The sequence below is a fragment of the Gordonia zhenghanii genome, assembly GCF_021738965.1.
Classification (GTDB): domain Bacteria; phylum Actinomycetota; class Actinomycetes; order Mycobacteriales; family Mycobacteriaceae; genus Gordonia; species Gordonia zhenghanii.
In genome coordinates, this window is sequence record NZ_JAKKOQ010000006.1 from 146451 (window position 1) to 162829 (window position 16379).

12 protein-coding genes are annotated in these 16379 nt (G+C 64.0%); all 12 read left to right on the forward strand.

Translation table 11 applies throughout. The annotated features are described in order from the left end of the window. Positions 1-264: 264 nt before the first annotated feature. The 12 genes from L5G32_RS07510 (at position 265) to rpoB (ending at position 16313) form a co-directional block, all read left to right on the forward strand. Entirely contained in the window at positions 265-1551 is a 1287-nt protein-coding gene (locus L5G32_RS07510) for an ABC transporter ATP-binding protein (protein ID WP_237010405.1), read from the forward strand. Continuing rightward, a complete protein-coding gene (locus L5G32_RS07515; RefSeq protein WP_237010406.1) occupies positions 1548-2354 on the forward strand; it encodes an MlaE family ABC transporter permease in 807 nt (268 codons plus the stop codon). The genes L5G32_RS07510 and L5G32_RS07515 overlap by 4 nt, the downstream gene beginning before the upstream one ends. A gap of 2 nt (positions 2355-2356) precedes the next feature. Then, complete coding sequence (locus tag L5G32_RS07520; RefSeq protein ID WP_237010407.1) at positions 2357-3229, forward strand: MlaE family ABC transporter permease; 873 nt, start codon at positions 2357-2359, stop codon at positions 3227-3229. A 6-nt stretch (positions 3230-3235) separates the two neighbouring features. Continuing rightward, the gene (locus tag L5G32_RS07525; RefSeq protein WP_237010408.1) at positions 3236-4549 is read left to right on the forward strand and encodes an MCE family protein; all 1314 of its coding nucleotides are present in this window, start codon (positions 3236-3238) and stop codon (positions 4547-4549) included. Then, the gene (locus L5G32_RS07530) at positions 4546-5634 is read left to right on the forward strand and encodes an MCE family protein (RefSeq protein ID WP_237010409.1); all 1089 of its coding nucleotides are present in this window, start codon (positions 4546-4548) and stop codon (positions 5632-5634) included. The genes L5G32_RS07525 and L5G32_RS07530 overlap by 4 nt, the downstream gene beginning before the upstream one ends. A 2-nt stretch (positions 5635-5636) precedes the next feature. Continuing rightward, positions 5637-6728 (forward strand): MCE family protein, encoded by a 1092-nt coding sequence (locus L5G32_RS07535; protein ID WP_237010410.1) that lies wholly within the window; start codon positions 5637-5639, stop codon positions 6726-6728. Next, positions 6728-7972: an MCE family protein gene (locus L5G32_RS07540; protein ID WP_237010411.1), complete on the forward strand. Its 1245-nt coding sequence runs from the start codon at positions 6728-6730 to the stop codon at positions 7970-7972. The genes L5G32_RS07535 and L5G32_RS07540 overlap by 1 nt, the downstream gene beginning before the upstream one ends. Then, the gene (locus L5G32_RS07545; RefSeq protein ID WP_237010412.1) at positions 7972-9339 is read left to right on the forward strand and encodes an MCE family protein; all 1368 of its coding nucleotides are present in this window, start codon (positions 7972-7974) and stop codon (positions 9337-9339) included. The genes L5G32_RS07540 and L5G32_RS07545 overlap by 1 nt, the downstream gene beginning before the upstream one ends. Beyond that, a complete protein-coding gene (locus L5G32_RS07550; protein WP_237010413.1) occupies positions 9339-10580 on the forward strand; it encodes an MCE family protein in 1242 nt (413 codons plus the stop codon). The genes L5G32_RS07545 and L5G32_RS07550 overlap by 1 nt, the downstream gene beginning before the upstream one ends. Before the next feature lie 111 nt (positions 10581-10691). Beyond that, positions 10692-11609 carry a hypothetical protein gene (locus L5G32_RS07555; protein WP_237010414.1) on the forward strand — a complete coding sequence of 306 codons (918 nt, stop codon included), beginning with the start codon at positions 10692-10694 and terminating at the stop codon, positions 11607-11609. Beyond that, positions 11609-12421, forward strand: coding sequence for a hypothetical protein (locus L5G32_RS07560; RefSeq protein WP_237010415.1), 813 nt, complete (start codon positions 11609-11611; stop codon positions 12419-12421). The genes L5G32_RS07555 and L5G32_RS07560 overlap by 1 nt, the downstream gene beginning before the upstream one ends. 391 nt (positions 12422-12812) lie before the next feature. Beyond that, entirely contained in the window at positions 12813-16313 is a 3501-nt protein-coding gene (gene rpoB / locus L5G32_RS07565) for a DNA-directed RNA polymerase subunit beta (RefSeq protein WP_237010416.1), read from the forward strand. Positions 16314-16379 lie beyond the last annotated feature (66 nt).

Consider the following 16379-nt stretch of genomic DNA (forward strand, 5'->3'; position numbering starts at 1 on the left):
GGTCTCAGCCACGGGGGGCGGGGAGTCGCCCGTCACTTGGAGTACAGCGATTCTTCGCGTATTCTCAGACCACCGAGAAAGTTACTGTCCAGTAAGGCGATCACAGATCAAGCTTTACCCTGGTCCGATGGTATGAGCGGCCACTCGCGTGAGTTAGAGTGACCGCAGCCACAAACGGCACGCCGGACGAGCGGGAACGCTTGAATGCTGCGACAACGGATGGCGCGGTGACAGGACCGGTGGAGATACGTCTGGAGGGACGCAGTGGGAGTTGAGGTCACCGTCGAGGGACTCACGAAGTCGTTCGGCTCGCAGAACATCTGGAGGGACGTCAGTCTGACGTTGCCTGCAGGTGAGGTCAGCGCATTGCTGGGCCCGTCGGGTACTGGTAAATCGGTGTTCCTGAAGACGTTGATCGGTCTGCTGCACCCGGAGCAGGGTTCGGTGATCGTGGACGGCACGGACATCACGCAGTGTTCGGCGAAGGAGCTCTACGAGATCCGAAAGCTGTTCGGCGTGTTGTTCCAGGACGGTGCGCTGTTCGGTTCGATGAGTCTGTTCGACAACATTGCGTTCCCGCTTCGTGAGCACACGAAGAAGAAGGAAGACGAGATCCGCAAGATCGTCCTGGACAAGGTCGAGTTGGTGGGTCTGACGGGCGCTGAGGACAAGCTGCCCGGTGAGATCTCCGGCGGTATGCGTAAGCGTGCCGGTCTGGCGCGTGCGCTGGTTCTCGATCCCGAGATCATCTTGTGTGACGAGCCGGACTCGGGTCTGGACCCGGTCCGTACCGCGTACATCTCGCAGCTGTTGATCGACATCAACGCCGAGATCGATGCGACGATCATGGTTGTCACGCACAACATCAATATCGCTCGAACGATTCCGGACAACATCGGCATGCTCTTCCGTAAGGAACTGGTGATGTTCGGTCCGCGTGAGCAGTTGCTGACCTCGGAGCAGCCGGTGGTCAAGCAGTTCCTCGCGGGTGATCGTTTCGGTCCGATCGGCATGTCGGAGGAGAAGGACGAGGGCGCTGCTGCGGCGGAGGCCGCGATGCAGGCCGCGGGTATCTCCGGTGGTGGCACGAAGGATGATTTCTCGGAGATCATTCCGCAGGTCCAGCCGAACCCGGGCATGCCGGTCCGCAAGGCCGCGATCCGCCACCGCGCGAACGTGCTCAGCATGATGCACACGCTGCCGGCCAACGCGCAGGAGGCGATCCGCAACTCGATCGCCGAGGAGGATCGGCGCGCTGCCGAACTGCCCGAGACGTCGACCACGCTGGTCGCGCTCGCCGCGACTGACTTCAACGAGCCGAACGTCGAGCGCACCGGGCTGCCCGGCGGCCCGGAGGGCGTCCACGTCGAGCCGACCAACGTGCACGACGTGGTCAACGCTCAGACCGAGAACGGCAACCGGCCGGACCTGGCTAAGACCTCGGTCGCTCAGCCGGCAGGCGATGACGCCTTCACCCAGCCGATCGACACGTCCGCCATCGAGACGGCCATCAACGACAAGTCGAACGGACAGGGGAGTAACCAGGCATGACGAGTGCCACCACGCGTGGCGTCGACAGGATCGGGAAAGCCGGTGAGGGCGCCCTCGCGCAGACCGGCAATATCGTTCAGCTGTTCGTCGACGTCGCACGCCAGCTCTTCGTGCGGCCGTTCCAGTTGCGCGAGTTCATTCAGCAGGCCTGGTTCATCGCCAGCGTCACGATTCTGCCGACGGCGCTCATCGCGATCCCGTTCGGCGCCATCGTCTCGCTGCAGACCGGCTCGCTGATCAAGCAACTCGGCGCTGAGTCGTACACCGGTGCGGCCAGTGTTCTGGTCGTGGTCCAGCAGGGGTCCCCGCTGGTGACCTCACTGCTGGTGGCCGGAGCCGCCGGGTCGGCCGTCGCGGCCGACCTCGGGTCCCGCACCATTCGCGAAGAGATCGACGCGATGGAGGTGCTCGGGATCAACCCCGTCCAGCGCCTCGTCGTGCCACGCGTGTTGGCCATGGTTCTCGTCGCCATCCTGCTGAACGGCCTCGTCGCCGTGGTCGGCATCGGCGGCGGGTACTTCTTCAACGTCGTCGTCCAGGGCGGAACCCCCGGCGCCTACCTGGCGTCGTTCGGCGCCCTGGCCCAACTGCCGGACCTCTACATCTCGACACTGAAGGCCGCGGTCTTCGGTGTGCTGGCCGGTGTGATCGCCGCGTACAAGGGCCTCAACCCGAAGGGTGGTCCGAAGGGCGTCGGCGACGCGGTGAATCAGAGCGTCGTCGTGACGTTCCTGCTCCTGTTCTTCGCGAACCTGATCATCACCGCCGTGTTCCTGCAGATCGTTCCGCCGAAGGTAGGTTAGTGATGACTCGTGGTGTGACGATCGCGAAGAGCCGTCCGGAGTACTACCTCTACGAGGCGCGCAAGCAGCTCGGCAAGCCGTTGAAGATGCTCGACGGCGCAGGCGAACAGATGTCCTTCTACGGGCGGACCCTCGCGTGGATCCCGAAGACCCTCGTGCACTACACGCGCGAAGTGATGCGCCTGTTGGCGGAGGTCGCGTTCGGTTCCGGCGGCCTCGCTGTCATCGGCGGCACGGTCGGCGTGATGATCCTGATGTCCGGTTTCACCGGCGTCGTGGTCGGCATGCAGGGGTATGCGGCTCTCGACCAGATCGGTTCACAGGCGCTGACCGGCTTCCTGTCGGCGTATGTGAACACTCGTGAGGTCGCGCCGCTGGTCGCCGGTCTCGCCTTGTCTGCGACCGTCGGCTGCGGTTTCACCGCCCAACTCGGCGCCATGCGGATCTCTGAGGAGATCGACGCACTCGAGGTGATGGCGGTTCCGTCGATTCCGTTCCTCGTGAGCACTCGCGTCATCGCAGGCTTCGTCGCCGTCATCCCGCTCTACGTGCTCGGGTTGATGGCCGCGTACCTCGCGTCTCGGGTGGTCAACACGGTGTTCAACGGTCAGTCGACGGGTTCGTACGATCACTACTTCAATCTGTTCCTGCCACCGGTCGACGTCTTATGGTCGTTCGGCAAAGTCCTAGTGTTCGCGTTCGTGATCATCATGGTGCACTGCTACTACGGCTACTACGCCAGTGGCGGTCCGGCGGGCGTCGGTGTGGCGGTGGGCCACGCGGTCCGCGCCGCACTCGTGCTGATCGCCGTCATGGACTTCTTCCTCGGACTCGCGATCTGGGGAACCACAACGTCGGTCAGAGTCGGAGGTTAGACGAACGTGGCGACTGCTAAACGCAGGCTGCTCGGCCTGCTCTTCTTCGTCGTGGTCATCGGACTTCTCGCGACTTCGATCCTGAAGTTCCGCGGAGCGTTCGACGATTACACGACGGTCACCCTGCAGACCAGCGACATCGGAAGCGCACTCGGCGTGAACTCCGACGTCAAGGCGCGCGGCGTCCTTGTCGGCACCGTACGTGAAGTGGATGTGCAGTCCGGTGGCAAGGCGACCCTGGAACTGGGTCTCGATCCGAGTAAGGCCAAGGACCTGCCGATCGGAACCACTGGCCGCGTGCTGCCCAAGACGCTCTTCGGCGAGCGGTTCGTCTCGCTGACCGTGCCGGCGGACGGCAAGGGCGAGTTGAGCGACGGCGACGTCATCAAGACCGATCCGCGGGGCAGTTCCAAGGAGGTCGAGGACCTGTTCGACGCCCTGCTTCCGGTGCTCGAAGCGATCCCGCCGCAGGATCTGAACGTGACGCTCACGTCGATCTCGCAAGCGATCGGCGGCAAGGGCAAGGAACTCGGCGACACTTTCGACCGACTGAACACGATCTTCACCCGCGTCAACGCGAACATGGACGACCTGCAGGGCACATTGCGCGGACTCGCGACGTTCTCGGACACCTATTCCGAAGCGCTGCCCGACGTGATCGACGCGCTCGATTCGATTCGAGTCACGGGCAACACGATCGTGGAACGGCAGAGCGACTTGAGTTCCCTGATCTCCACGCTCGGCGTCGCAGCGACCGACACCACGAAGTTCCTGAAGACCAACCGGCGTGACCTGTTGGACCTCACGATCGAGTCGGAGCCGTTCCTGCGCAAGATCGCAAAGCAGTCGCCGACCTTCGGATGCATGTTCCACAACTTCTCGACTCTCCTGCCTGAGGCGGCGAAGATCGTCGGCAAGGGCACGGAGAACCCCGGTGTCCACGTGAACCTGCAGTTCGTGAATCCGCGTGGCCGCTACCTCCCGAACCAGGACGAACCGCGCCTGTTCTGGGAGGACCCGCCCGCTCGGTGCTACGAGCCTGCGACCAATGGCCGACCGTTCCCGCAGTACCCGGGCGGCGGAGTGCCGGACGGCTCGTACCAGCCGCCGTCGCGTAACGCCGGACCGACCACGTGGCCAGATCTGCCGCAGCCGCAGTTCAGCGCGAAGCCCGCCGGAAAGGTCTCCGACGCCGACTATGTCAAGCAGATGAAGCTCGTGTACGGGGCGTCGAGCGGCGTGGACCCGTCGCAGGTTCCCACTTGGATCACATACATCGGCGGAGGCGCCGCAGACGGAGCGGGGGTGACGATCAAGTGAGAGGCCTCATCGCACCATTGGTCAAACTGATCGTCTTCGCAGTCGTGACCGTCATCGCGACGGCGATGCTCGGCCTCACGATCGCGAATGCGGGCGGCGGCGGCCGAACCGGTTACAAAGCCGTCTTCACTGACGCCGCGATGCTCAACCCCGGCGACGAAGTCCGCATCGCGGGTGTCCGCGTCGGTCAGGTGGAGAGCGTCGAGATCACCGAGCGGAACAAGGCGCTTGTCACGTTCAACGTCGACCGCGACTCGCTGCCGGCGAGCACAAACGTGTACATCCGTTACCGGAACCTGACGGGGCTGCGGTACGTCGCACTGGAGAAGGGTGCGGGCCAAGCCAACGAGAAGGTCGAGACGGGCTACACGTTCGGCACCGACCCGAAGGTCGAGAACACTCATCCCGCGGTGAATCTGACCGAACTGTTCAACGGCTTCAAGCCGCTGTTCAAGCAGATCGAGCCGGGCGACATCGACAAGCTCGCGGAGACCATCATCAAGGTCTTCCAAGGCGATATGGACACCACGATCAGCCAGCTGATCAGCCAGACGTCCGAGTTGACGAATGCTCTCGCGGACAAGGATCAGGTGATCGGCGACATGATCACCAACCTGACGAAGGTGCTGGACACCGTGAACCGCAACGACAAGGAGTTCTCCAGCCTTCTGGTGAACACCGAGAAGCTGGTGACCGGATTGGCCGCGCAGCGCGGTTCGATCGGATCGGCCGTCAGCTCGGTGTCGAACCTCACGACGGTGACCGGCTCCATCCTGAGCAAGTCACGGCCGGCGATCCAGGGCGACATCGCCGGGATCAAGTCCCTGTCCGATCAGCTCAACTCGCGCGAAGACGATCTGAAGCAGGCGCTCACCAATCTGCCGGTGAAACTGCAGAAGATCGGTCGCGCTGCGACGTTCGGCTCGTGGTTCCAGTTCTACATGTGCGGTATCGACGTCGTGGCAGGCAACGGTAAGTCGGAACTCCTCACGAAGCCTGCCGTCGGACTGCCCGACATCAACCACGTCCTGTACACCAGTGCCGCCACCCGGTGCTGGAAAGACAACGAGCGACCGGGGGCGTGAACATGACGCGAGAACCGAACTCCCCAGACGCCCAGCGGCCGGAAGACGCCGAGCAGAAGGCGGAACCGAAGAAGAGCAGGCGATTCGCCGGTCGTCGCAGTGCGACGAGCATCGGTGGCATCGGACTGATCATTCTGATCATGGTGACGGTGTCGTCGTTCTACCTGAAAGACCTTCCGCTGATCGGCTCCGGACCGCATTACACCGCGGTCTTCTCCGAGGCAGCGGGTCTCAAGTCCGGCAACGAGGTCCGTGTCGCGGGCGTCAAGGTCGGTCAGGTGACCAAGGTGTCGCTCGACGGAGACAAGGTCGACGTCGACTTCCGTGCCGACAACACCTGGATCGGCGACCAGACACAGGCGTCGATTCAGATCAAGACGGTCCTCGGCCAGAAGTACCTGGCGCTGAATCCACGCGGCAGCGAACTCGCCGACCCGGATGTCCCGTTCACCGACACGGTTTCGCCGTACGACGTCATCGAGGCCTTCGGCGACGCGGCCGACCAGATCGAGAGCATCGACACCGACAACGTCGCGAAGTCGTTGCGCACCATGTCGAACGCCTTCTCCGGCACCGCCGGCGACATCGGGCCGTCGTTGGACGGCATCGCGCGGCTCTCGAACACGATCGCCAGCCGCGACCAGGAAGTGCAGCACCTGTTGCAGGCGACGAAGGACTCGTCGAAGATCCTCGCCGACCGCAATGAGGAGTTCACCCGGTTGATCGCTGGTGCGGGCACGCTGCTCAAGGAACTGAACAAGCGTCAGGAAGACATCTCGGCTCTGCTGGCCAGCACCCAGACGTTGAGCAAGGCGCTGACCGGCATCGTTCGCGACAACGAGGAGCAGCTCGCTCCGGCGCTCGACTCACTCAAGGGCGTGACGGACCTGCTCACCGACCAGAACAAGAATCTGCGCGACACGATCACGAACATGGCGCCGTTCTATCGCCTGTACGCGAACGTGCTCGGCAACGGACGCTGGTTCGAGTCGACCGTGACCAACCTGCTGCCGCCCGCATTGCCGCAACAGAACACGACACGGCCGCCGAACATGCGCGAGAACCTGACTAACGGTGGAACGGAGGCCGGTTGATGACCACCGCTGAGCAGGAGTCCGGAGTGTTCACGCGCCGCAACATCGTGTTCGGTGCACTTGCCATGGTTCTCGTCCTGATCGTCGCCGGCGCCGGATGGTGGGCGTCGACCCTGGTCGGGACGACCAAAGTGCACGCGACGTTCACGAGTGCCGTCGGCATCTACAAGGGCAGCGATGTCCGCGTCCTCGGCGTGGACGTCGGCAAGGTGACGTCAGTGACGCCGCGTGGCGACGTCGTGGACGTCGACATGCGCGTCGACCGCGGGGTCAAGCTGCCCGCAGGCGTTCAGGCCGTGCAGATCATTCCGTCGATCGTCGCCGACCGTTATCTTCAGTTGGCTCCGGCCTACAGCGGCGGGGAAGAGGCGTCCGACGACGTCACGTTGACCACTGATGACACGCGCGTCCCGGTCGAGATCGATGCGATCTACGCCAACCTGCAGAAGCTGTCGAAGTCGCTCGGCCCCGAAGGCGCCAATAAGCGCGGTGCGGTCACCGACTTCGTCGAGACGGCTGCAGACAACCTCGACGGCAACGGAGCAAAGCTCGGCAAGGCGCTGACCAACTTGTCGAAGGCGGCGACGACGCTGTCCGACGGTCGAGGCGACCTCGCGTCGACCATCAAGAACTTGAACGTCTTCGTCGGAGCGCTCCGCGAGAACGACTCCCAGGTGCGGCAGTTCAACTCCCAGATGGCGTCGTTCAACACGTTCCTGGCAGGCGAACGAGACCAGCTCGGCAAGGCTCTGGACTCGTTGTCGTACGCGCTCGGCGACGTCGCGACTTTCGTAGCCGACAACAACGACCGCATCGGCAACGCGATCCGCGACCTGCACCCGACGGGTCAGGCGCTCCTCGACAACAAAGAGCACCTGCTCGAGATCTTCACGGTCCTGCCGGTGACGATCTCGAACCTGATCAACGCGTATGACGCCGAGTCGGGAACCCTCGCGATGCGTCTGAACCTGCCGGATCTACAAGATCCGCTGAGTGCGGGATGTCGCTTCCTGGATTTGAAGAACCTGATGCCGGGCAACCCGCTCGCCATCGACTTCAGTAAGAAGATGGCACCCCTCATCGACGGCTGCGAGAAGGTCGGCAAGCAGGTCACCGACGGCGTCCTCGAGCCGATGCTGCCGATCCTCCCGTTCGGCATCCTCAGTGCGAAGAAGCTGCAGAAGGCTCCGGCACCGGGTACCAACTCCGGTAACCCGGACCCGCGACTCCCCGGAGGCAAGTGATGAAGGTGACGCTCAACAGGCGCGCCCGCGCATCCGCGGTCGGCGCGGTCATGGCAGTCGTCGTCGCAATGTCGTCCGCGTGTGGCGGTTTCCAGTCGATTCCGCTTCCCGGCGGCGTCGATGTGGGCGACGATCCGCGCGAGTACAAGATCGAGTTCGCAGACATCCTCGACCTGGTCCCGCAGTCGATGGTCAAGATGGACGGCGTCCCGGTCGGGCGGGTGACCAAGGTCGAGGTGCCCGAGGACTCGTGGAACGCCCTCGTCACCGTCAGCGTCCGGAACAACGTGGACCTGTCGGACAAGGCGACCGCGGCAGTCCAGCAGACCAACCTGCTCGGCGAGAAGTTCGTTGCTCTCAACGAGCCGCAAGGCGTGTCGGCGTCGACGCCTCGTCAGCCGTCGTCTCGGGTTATCAAGACGGCGCGCACATCGACCACGACGGACATCGAGCAGTTGCTCGGAGCCTTGTCGATGCTGCTCAATGGTGGCGGCATCAACCAGCTGGAGCCGATCATCACCTCGATCAACGAGTCGATCGGCAGCGACCCTGGCCGGTTCGCGTCGCTTCTGCGGCAGACGGAGACCCTGATCTCGGGGCTCAACGCGCAACGCGACGACATCATCCGCGCGATCGACGGTGTCGACCGGTTGTCGGCTCGGGCCAACGACCAGACCGATCAGATCGAGCGGATCCTCGACGAGCTGCCCGCCGGCGTGGAAGTCCTCGAAGAGCAGCGCCCGCAGTTCGTCGACCTGTTGACCAAGCTCGACGACCTCGGTCAGGTCGGCACCGACGTCCTCGGCAAGGCGCACGATTCGATCATCACCGATCTGAAGGCGCTCCGGCCGATCCTCTCCGAGCTGTCGAAGTCGGCGCAGGATGCGGTGACCGCGTTGCCGCTGATGCCGACGATCCCGTTCCCGGACGACCTCCTGCCCGGCGTCCAAGGTGATTCGACCAACCTGTTCATCACTCTCGACCTCCGGCTGCAGAACCAGCTCGAAGCGCTCGGCGTCGGCCAGGGCACACCGAAGTACAGCCCGCCGAGCGTGAAACCGCCGAAGGTGAATCAGAACAACCCGTACATCAACGGGAACGGCCCGCGGTGGGGTTGGCCCACGATCTCGCTGCTCCCGCCGCCGTTGAACTCCCGTCCCGGACCGAACACCCCGCCGTCAGGTGGCCGGTATCCGGTGTCGGGTGCGGAGGCGCCGACGAACTCGTCCCAGAAGACTGAGAAGTCCCAGACGACGACGAAGAAGCCGTCGAAGAAAAAGACGGGAAACCAGTATTCGGTCACGTCCTCGGAATCTGGTGGCAGTTTCCTGGACGCTCCGATCTCGATGATGCGGGGTGAAGGCTGATGATGAGCCGATTGGTCAAAATTCAGTTGATCATCTTCGTCGTCGTCGGAGCGGTGGCGATCGTGTATGTGGGCGCCAAGTACGCCCGGCTGGACAAGATGGTCGGCGTCGGGACGTACGACGTGACGATCCAGGCCGAGAACGCCGGCGGTGTGTTCCCGAACGCCGAGGTCACCTATCGAGGCGTCCCGGTCGGACTGGTGGGCGACATGGAGTTGACCACCGACGGCATGGTGATCCACCTCGACATGAATTCCGACGGCCCAGACATCCCGGCGTCGGCGAAAGCCGTCGTGGCGAACCGGTCGGCGATCGGTGAGCAGTTCGTCGACCTCCGTCCGCCGAACGACGAGGGCCCGTACCTGGAGGCCGGGTCGGTCATCAGGAACTACTCGCTCCCGCCGAAGCTGCAGGACGTCATCGGTGACGCGATCACGCTGACCGAGACGGTCCCGACCGACGATCTGCGCACTGTCGTCACCGAACTCGGTAAGGCGTTCAATGGCCAGGGCGAGAACCTGACTCGGCTGATCGACTCGCTGGACAAGCTGTCCCGGACCGGTGTCGACAATCTCGACGACACCATCTCGTTGATCAACAACTCGAACGTGGTGTTGTCGACTCAGGCCGACCAGTCGGACGAGATCCTGTCGTGGTCGAAGAATCTCGACCGTGTCGCGGCGACCCTCGAGGGCTCCGATCCGGCGATCCGGCGCATCCTGTCCGACGGTCCGCGAGCTGCGACGACGTTGTCGAACTTCTTGGAGACGAACGGTGACGACACCACCAAGCTGATCCACCAGCTCGGGCGGACGGTCGACACGATCTCGCCGACCTCGTTCGCGACGGGCGCGACCTTCGCGATGCTGTCGGCACTCTCGGCCGGTAGCCACTCGCCGACACCGGGCGACGGCCAGATCCACTTCGGCATCGTGCTGGAGACGGACAACCCGCCGAGCTGTACTCGTGGCTACGAGAGCACCGACAAGATGATCGCCGAGATGAAGAAGCGGGACCCCGACTTCGACATCAACTACGACGACTTCCCGTTCAACACGAAAGCAAGCTGTGACGTCCCGGTGGGCAACCCGACGGGTGTGCGTAGCGCAGGTCGCGCCGCGCTGGCGAATCCGGACTACGTTCAGCCGTGGGACAACAAGCCGAAGGCCGACCCGGACAAGCTCAACCTCAATCCGATCGCCACTCAGTTGGCGCGACTGATGGGTGTGCACGCGAAGTGACCTTCGAGTCGTTTCGCGGACATCCTGTCGCCGGTTGAACGTAAGAACGGGGCAAAACCCTCCAACCGGCACACAGTCTGCCGTGACATTCGATAGGTACAGTGGCGCTCGATGAATTCTGATGAGATCAGCGAACCGGACTCGGTCGACGAGCCGGTGAGCGAGGAGACAGGCGCAGGGGAGACGAGCGCTGAGACGGGCGACGTATCTGCTGCCGACGACGACGCGCAGACGCAGGGAGGCGACGACTCGGCAGACGGAGACGATTCCGCTGAAGACGACTCCGCTGAGGACGACTCCGCTGGGGACGACTCGGCTGAAGACGACTCCGCTAGGGAGCCCTCCGACGAGTCTTCTGGCGCCGATGGCGAGTCTGACTCGCCCCGGCACCCGGTGGCGTCAATGGTCCTCGCAGTCGCGGTCGCCGCGCTCGTCGCGGCAGTCGTCTGCGTCGGATACTTCGGGTACACCGGCATCCGGGCGTACACCGTCGACTCGGGTCGCGAACAGGCGCGGGTCGAAGCGGTCGACGGTGCTGAGCAGGCGATGCTGAACATCCTCACTGTGGACGACACGGGCGTCGACGAATGGCAGAAGCGGATGAAGTCGTCGCTGACCGGTGACGCGCTCAAGCAGGCGATCGAGGAGACGAGCGGCGGAGTCGTGAAGCAGATCGAAGCTGCGAAGAAGAACAACCTGACCATCAAGGCCTCGATCGTGCGCAGTGCCGCGACCGAACTGAACCCAGATGAGGACACCGCGACGGTGTTCGTCCTGAGTCAGGCGGCGACCTCCGAAGCGCCCGGCCAGCCGCAGCCGCAGTCGACGCTGCTCTCGATGGTCAAAGACGACGGCGCGTGGAAGGCCGACAAGATCGTTCCGCTCACCGACATCACGTACTACGACGACTCGGCGACGCCCGAGAGCGCCCCCCAGTCAGGGACACCCCAGTCAGGGACACCCCAGTCAGGGACACCCCAGTCAGGGACACCCCAGCAGGGCGGACAGCAGCAGGGAGGCGGCAACTGATGGCGGCCGAACGTCCGAACCAGCGTCGTCCCCGTAAGGTCGCAGGCCGTACGGCGGCACGTGTCGAACTGTCCCAGGAGGCGCAGGACCGGAGGAAGACGGCCGGTGAGCAGGCAGAGACGGTCGCGCTCACCAAGAAGTCGTCCGCTGCCGAGCCCGCCGTCGCCGAACCCGCCGGCGATGCGCAGGCCACGCGGACTGTCGGGCTGCGTAAGCCCGAGTCCGGCGTGGACCGCAAACGTAGCCGGGTCGAGGCCGAACGAGGGGTCGCCGAACGCGAGCGGGCTGCGACCGACGTCGAACCCGGGGTCAACGACACGAAGGGCACGTACCGCCTGGCCGCTGTCCTCGGAGCCATCGCAGTAGTCATCGGCGCCATTGCGGCCGTCCTCGCGTTCCACCCGGGCGCCGACGTGTCCGACAACAAGGCGTTCGTCGATCAAGAGGCGTCTGAGAAGGTTCTCGCGCAGGCCCGTACGGCAGCGTGCGCACCGTTCCAGTTCAAGTACCAGAACCTCGACCACTGGCTCGCGGATGCGGAGAGCAAGCTGAGCGGGTCGGCCGGCGAACAGTTCAAGACGCATCTGAAGACGAATCGTTCGATCATCGAGCAGACCAAGGCGTCGTCGGTGTGCCGCGTCGAGACCGTGGGTCTGATGGATCTCACGCGCGATCGGGCGACGGTCCTCGCCGCGCTCCAGATCGACATCACGCGTGACGGTGCGCTGGTCGAGTCGAACAAGCCCAAGACCGGCGTCGTGCTCGTCCGTAACGGCGACGACTGGCTGGTCGACGAGTTCCTCGATCCCTAGTCAGTAGTCCGTACGGAGAATCTCGGCCGGCGAGCCCGTGCTCGCCGGCCTGGAGATCGGCCGGTCGTCCGTATCTGCCACGAATTTTGCGGCGGATCCGCGCGTTCCCTTGACGAGCGGGTGCCTCGGGGGCCACTCTAGTCAGCAACCGATCGACTCAGGTGGCAGCCGAGCGATCTCGGTTCTATTGTGAGTTGACAAAACTCGCCTCTCTTCTGATACAGTTGGACGTTGCGCTGGCTGCCTCCTGTTCGCTGTTTGATGCCCTTCCGGTCACCTCGGTGCCCGTCGTGGGAATTCGCTGCTCACCAGGTCGATATGCCTCGCAGCGGCCCCACGGCCAACGGCTATATGCCATGCACCGAGAAACTTCGTGTTGGAAGGACGCATCTTGGCTCTCGACCGCCAGTCCACCTCAACCACTGCGGGTATCATCCCGGGAGCGCCGCACCGCGCTTCATTCGCAAAGATTGACGAGCCACTGGAGGTACCGGGTCTCCTGGACGTCCAGCTCGACTCGTTCGATTGGCTCGTCGGCACGCCTGAATGGCGCGCCAAGGCGATCGCCCGCGGTGAAGAGAACCCGGTCGGCGGACTCGAGGAGGTCCTCCGCGAACTGTCACCCATCGAGGACTTCTCGTCGTCGATGTCTCTGTCATTCTCCGAGCCTCACTTCGACGAGGTCAAGGCCTCGATGGATGAGTGCAAAGACAAGGACATGACGTACGCGGCTCCGCTGTTCGTCACCGCCGAGTTCATCAATAACAACACCGGCGAGATCAAGTCGCAGACCGTCTTCATGGGCGACTTCCCGATCATGACCGAAAAAGGCAGCTTCATCATCAACGGCACCGAGCGTGTCGTTGTGAGCCAGCTCGTCCGCAGTCCCGGCGTGTACTTCGACGCCACCATCGACAAAGCCACCGAGAAGACTCTGCACTCGGTCAAGGTGATCCCGGGCCGCGGTGCATGGCTCGAATTCGACGTCGACAAGCGTGACACCGTCGGTGTCCGTATCGACCGCAAACGCCGTCAGCCGGTCACCGTGCTGCTGCAGGCCCTCGGTCTGACCCGTGAGGAGATCGCCGAGCGCTTCGGCTTCTCCGAGATCCTCATGTCGACGCTGGAGAAGGACTCGACCGGCAACCAGGACGAGGCACTCCTCGAGGTGTACCGGAAGCTGCGTCCGGGCGAGCCGCCGACCAAGGAGTCGGCGGAGAGCCTGCTGGAGAACCTGTTCTTCAAGGACAAGCGCTACGACCTCGCTCGCGTCGGTCGCTACAAGATCAACAAGAAGCTCGGCATGACCGACGCTCCGATGTTCGGCGAGTCGGTTCTGACCCGCGAGGACATCATCGCGACGGTGGAGTACCTCGTGCGTCTGCACGAGGCCGACCTGAACATCACCTCGACCATGACGGTCCCCGGCGGCGTCGAGGTCCCGGTCGAGGTCGACGACATCGACCACTTCGGCAACCGTCGTCTGCGCACGGTCGGCGAGCTGATCCAGAACCAGATCCGTGTCGGTCTGTCCCGTATGGAGCGCGTCGTCCGCGAGCGCATGACCACGCAGGACGCCGAGGCGATCACCCCGCAGACGCTGATCAACATCCGTCCCGTCGTGGCCGCGATCAAGGAGTTCTTCGGAACCAGCCAGCTGTCGCAGTTCATGGACCAGAACAACCCGCTGTCGGGCCTGACCCACAAGCGTCGCCTGTCGGCGCTCGGCCCGGGCGGTCTGTCGCGTGAGCGCGCAGGCCTCGAGGTCCGCGACGTCCACCCGTCGCACTACGGCCGCATGTGCCCGATCGAGACCCCGGAAGGACCGAACATCGGTCTGATCGGTTCGCTTTCGGTGTACGCACGGGTCAACCCGTTCGGTTTCATCGAGACGCCGTACCGCAAGGTCGTCGACGGCAAGGTCACCGATCAGATCGAGTACATGACCGCTGACGAAGAGGACCGTTACCTCATCGGCCAGGCGAACACGAACTACGACGCCGACGGTGTCATCACCGATGAGCGCGTGCTCGTGCGCATCAAGGGCGCCGAGGTCGAGTTCGTTCCTGCTCTGCGGGTCCAGTACCTCGACGTCTCGCCGCGCCAGATGGTGTCGGTCGCGACCGCGATGATTCCGTTCCTCGAGCACGACGATGCCAACCGTGCCCTGATGGGCGCGAACATGCAGCGTCAGGCCGTGCCGCTCGTCCAGAGCGAGTCGCCGCTGGTCGGCACCGGCATGGAACTGCGTGCCGCCGTCGATGCGGGCGACGTCATCATCACCGGCAAGACGGGTGTCGTCGAAGAGGTCTCGGCCGATTACATCACCGTGATGGCCGACGACGGCACTCGCGACAGCTACCGGCTGCGCAAGTTCGAACGAAGCAACCACGGCACCTGTGCAAACCAGGTTCCGATCGTCGACGAGGGACAGCGCGTCGAGTCCGGCCAGGTCCTGGCCGACGGCCCCTGCACCGATCAAGGCGAGATGGCGCTCGGCAAGAACCTGCTCGTGGCGATCATGCCGTGGGAGGGTCACAACTACGAGGACGCGATCATCCTGAGCCAGCGCCTCGTCGAAGAGGACACGCTCACGTCGATCCACATCGAGGAGCACGAGATCGATGCCCGCGACACCAAGCTCGGTGCCGAGGAGATCACTCGTGACATTCCGAACGTCTCGGACGAGGTCCTCGCCGATCTCGACGAGCGCGGCATCGTGCGCATCGGTGCCGAGGTCCGTGACGGCGACGTGCTGGTCGGCAAGGTCACGCCGAAGGGCGAGACCGAGCTGACCCCGGAGGAGCGTCTGCTCCGCGCGATCTTCGGTGAGAAGGCGCGCGAGGTCCGCGACACGTCGTTGAAGGTTCCGCACGGCGAGACCGGCAAGGTCATCGGCGTCCGCGTCTTCAGCCGTGACGACGATGACGATCTCGCTCCCGGTGTCAACGAGTTGGTGCGCGTCTACGTCGCACAGAAGCGCAAGATCCAGGACGGCGACAAGCTGGCAGGCCGACACGGCAACAAGGGCGTCATCGGCAGGATCCTCCCGCAGGAGGACATGCCGTTCCTGCCCGACGGCACGCCGGTCGACATCATCCTCAACACCCACGGTGTTCCGCGTCGTATGAACATCGGCCAGATCTTGGAGACGCACCTCGGGTGGGTCGCCAAGGCCGGTTGGAACATCGACACCGAGAAGCTCGAGGAGGAGTGGGCCAAGCGCCTGCCCGCCGACATGCGCTCGGCCGAGCCGGACACGAACACCGCGACCCCGGTGTTCGACGGTGCGAAGGACGACGAGTTGGCAGGTCTGCTCGGTTCGACCCTGCCGAACCGTGACGGCGACGTCATGGTCGGTGCGGACGGAAAGGCGACTCTGTTCGACGGCCGTTCCGGCGAGCCCTTCCCGTACCCGGTCGCGGTCGGCTACATGTACATCATCAAGCTGCACCACTTGGTCGACGACAAGATCCACGCGCGTTCGACCGGTCCGTACTCGATGATCACGCAGCAGCCGCTCGGTGGTAAAGCGCAGTTCGGTGGACAGCGTTTCGGTGAGATGGAGTGCTGGGCGATGCAGGCGTACGGCGCCGCATACACCCTGCAGGAGCTCCTGACCATCAAGTCGGACGACGTCGTCGGCCGAGTGAAGGTCTACGAGGCGATCGTCAAGGGCGAGAACATCCCGGAGCCGGGTATCCCCGAGTCGTTCAAGGTGCTCCTCAAGGAACTTCAGTCGCTCTGCCTCAACGTGGAGGTGCTGTCGTCCGACGGTGCAGCCATCGAGATGGCCGACAGCGATGACGAAGACCTCGAGCGTGCGGCCGCGAACCTGGGCATCAACCTCTCGCGCAACGAGAACGCGACCGTCGACGACCTCGCGAACTGATCACGCAGGGGAACTCCGTTCCCGTGAATCACGGCTCTGACCACTGATTCACGGGACGGGGTCGCC

Excerpts from the sequence above, each read along its gene's own strand:
- L5G32_RS07515 (WP_237010406.1), top strand. The coding sequence starts at position 1,548 with ATGACGAGTGCCACCACGCGTGGCGTCGACAGGATCGGGAAAGCCGGT.
- L5G32_RS07520 (WP_237010407.1), top strand. The coding sequence starts at position 2,357 with ATGACTCGTGGTGTGACGATCGCGAAGAGCCGTCCGGAGTACTACCTC.
- L5G32_RS07535 (WP_237010410.1), top strand. The coding sequence starts at position 5,637 with ATGACGCGAGAACCGAACTCCCCAGACGCCCAGCGGCCGGAAGACGCC.
- L5G32_RS07540 (WP_237010411.1), top strand. The coding sequence starts at position 6,728 with ATGACCACCGCTGAGCAGGAGTCCGGAGTGTTCACGCGCCGCAACATC.
- L5G32_RS07545 (WP_237010412.1), top strand. The coding sequence starts at position 7,972 with ATGAAGGTGACGCTCAACAGGCGCGCCCGCGCATCCGCGGTCGGCGCG.
- L5G32_RS07550 (WP_237010413.1), top strand. The coding sequence starts at position 9,339 with ATGATGAGCCGATTGGTCAAAATTCAGTTGATCATCTTCGTCGTCGTC.
- L5G32_RS07555 (WP_237010414.1), top strand. The coding sequence starts at position 10,692 with ATGAATTCTGATGAGATCAGCGAACCGGACTCGGTCGACGAGCCGGTG.
- L5G32_RS07560 (WP_237010415.1), top strand. The coding sequence starts at position 11,609 with ATGGCGGCCGAACGTCCGAACCAGCGTCGTCCCCGTAAGGTCGCAGGC.